This is a genomic window from Microbacterium sp. (genome assembly GCF_041909575.1).
In the GTDB taxonomy this organism is placed as follows: Bacteria; Actinomycetota; Actinomycetes; order Actinomycetales; family Microbacteriaceae; genus Microbacterium.
The window spans coordinates 1-2,187 of record NZ_JAYRDE010000191.1; the positions used below are offsets into that span (position 1 = coordinate 1).

2 protein-coding genes and 1 pseudogene are annotated in these 2,187 nt (G+C 70.8%); all 3 read right to left on the reverse strand.

Annotated elements, in window-relative coordinates; all coding sequences use genetic code 11:
- A pseudogene (locus ACE3O1_RS15440) lies at positions 1–545 on the reverse strand (sugar ABC transporter permease); the annotation flags it as partial.
- A complete protein-coding gene (locus tag ACE3O1_RS15445) occupies positions 542–1,483 on the reverse strand; it encodes an ATP-binding cassette domain-containing protein (RefSeq protein ID WP_374316561.1) in 942 nt (313 codons plus the stop codon). The gene ACE3O1_RS15445 and the pseudogene ACE3O1_RS15440, both read right to left, overlap by 4 nt.
- Before the next feature lie 32 nt (positions 1,484–1,515).
- Positions 1,516–2,187: substrate-binding domain-containing protein (locus ACE3O1_RS15450; RefSeq protein ID WP_374316563.1), on the reverse strand; the 672-nt coding region annotated here is incomplete at its 5' end.

The window sequence follows — 2,187 nt, forward strand, 5'->3', positions numbered from 1 at the left end:
ACGATCCAGGAGTCGAACGGCAGCCCGATCGTGCCGGTGTCTCCCAGCACCCACAGCTGCAGGCCCAGGAACCCGAGGAGACCGGCGAGCGTGATCACGAAGCTCGGCAGGCCGAAGCGCGTGTAGAGGAAGCCGTACAGCAGGCCGACGAGGCATCCGATCCCGATGCCGGCAGCCAGCGCGAGGGCGAGCGGCCAGTTCAGCTGCACGAAGGTCACGGCGAGCACGGCCGCCGCGAGGCCGGAGACGGAGCCGACCGAGAGGTCGATCTCGCCCAGCAGCAGCACGAGCACGACCCCGAGCGCGATCGTGCCGATCGCCGCGCACTGCATCGTGAGGTTGCCGAGGTTCTCGCTCGAGAGGAAGACGGGGTTGAGCGCCTGGAAGACGAGCCAGATGACGACGAGACCGCCGACGACGGGTACGGCGCCCAGGTCGCCGCCTCGGATGCGAGCGAGGACCGACTGCACGGCGCCCCGTACGCCCTCCACGCTCAGCAGCCGCACGTCGTCCGAGTCGGTGCCCGGCACCAGGTCGCGGCTCACGAGCGCCCGCCCTTCGGGCCGGGGGAGCGGCGCCGCCGGCCCGGCGGGATGGGGATGATCTCGGCATCCCGCTCCTGCCTGCGGTCGGCGACCGGCTCGCCGACCGGTTCGGAGAGGGGCTCGGCCGCCGGGCGCGCGCGGGGAGCCGGATGGTCCGCAGCCCGGCGCGCCGCGGCGTTGTCGGCGGCGCCCGTGATCGCCGCGATGAGGGTCGCGCTCGTCACCTCGGCCACGTTGTAGACGCCGTTGTTGCGCCCGAGCCGGAGCACCACCACGCGGTCGGCGACGGCCATGACGTCGGCCATGTTGTGACTGATGAGGATCACGCCGTGCCCCCGCTCGCGCAGGCGCTCGATGAGGTTGAGCACCTCGGCGGTCTGAGCGACCCCGAGCGCCGCCGTCGGCTCGTCGAGGATCACGACGCGGGGGTCGCCGATGAGGGAGCGTGCGATCGCCACGGTCTGCCGCTGTCCGCCCGAGAGGGAGGCGACGGGGATGCGCACGGACGGGATCTTGGCGGAGAGCTCCCGCAGCAGCGTCCACGTGCGCTGCTCCATGTCGACCTCGTCGAGCCCCATCCCGTCGCGCAGCTCGCGCCCGAGCCACAGGTTGGCGACGACGTCGAGGTTGTCGCACAGGGCGAGATCTTGGAAGACGGTCGCGATGCCGAGCTCCTGCGCGTCGGCCGGGCTCGGGATGTCGACCATCTCGCCGTCGAACTCGATCGTCCCCGCGTCCGGTGCGTGAACGCCGGCGAGCACCTTGACGAGCGTGGACTTGCCCGCGCCGTTGTCGCCGACGAGGGCGACCACCTCGCCCTCGTTCACCCAGAAGTCGACGTCGGTGAGGGCCTTGACAGCGCCGAAGTGCTTCCCGATCCCGCGCATGGTGAGCACGCGCTCGCGCGGTCGCCCCGCGCGCGGCTGTGTCATCGACATCCGCTCATGCCCTCCTCGCCAAGGTCAGGACCCTACCGGATGCCCGCGGCTTCGCACGCATCGGCGTACTCGGGCGTGCAGATGTCGTCGACGGTCCAGAAGCCGTCCGCGACGACCGTCTCGAGGATGTTGTCGACGGTCACCGCGACGGGGTCGAGGAGGGTGGTCGGCACGCCGTCGATCTCCATCGGCGCGGTCACCTCTTCGCCGTGGAGGAGCGCGACGGCGACCTCGGCGGCGAGCTCGGCCTGCGGCTTGATCGCCTTGTAGACGGTCATGTGCTGATCACCCGTGACGATCCGCTGCAGGGCGGTGAGCTCGGCATCCTGCCCCGTGACGATCGGGAAGGGGTCGACGTTCGCAGCCTTCAGTGCCGCCACTGCTCCGCTGGCCGTGCCGTCGTTGGCGGCGTACACGCCGACGATCTCATCGCCGTACTGCGCGATCTGACCCGCGACCCAGGCCTGCGCCTTGTCGGGGCTCCAGTCGGGGGTGTCGAACTCGGCGAGCACCTCGAGTCCGCTCGCATCGATGAGGCTGTGGGCGCCCTTGCGGAACAGGGCGGCGTTGCTGTCGGTGGGGGAGCCGTTGACCATCAGGATGCCGCCGCCCCCCGCCTTCTCGACGGCGTCGACGAACTCCGTGGCCTGGAGGACTCCCACCTTCTCGTTGTCGAAGGAGATGTAGTACGCCAGATCGCCGCC

What these genes read in the sequence shown, in the direction of transcription:
- ACE3O1_RS15445 (WP_374316561.1), bottom strand. Translation starts at nt 1,483, where the DNA reads ATGTCGATGACACAGCCGCGCGCGGGGCGACCGCGCGAGCGCGTGCTC.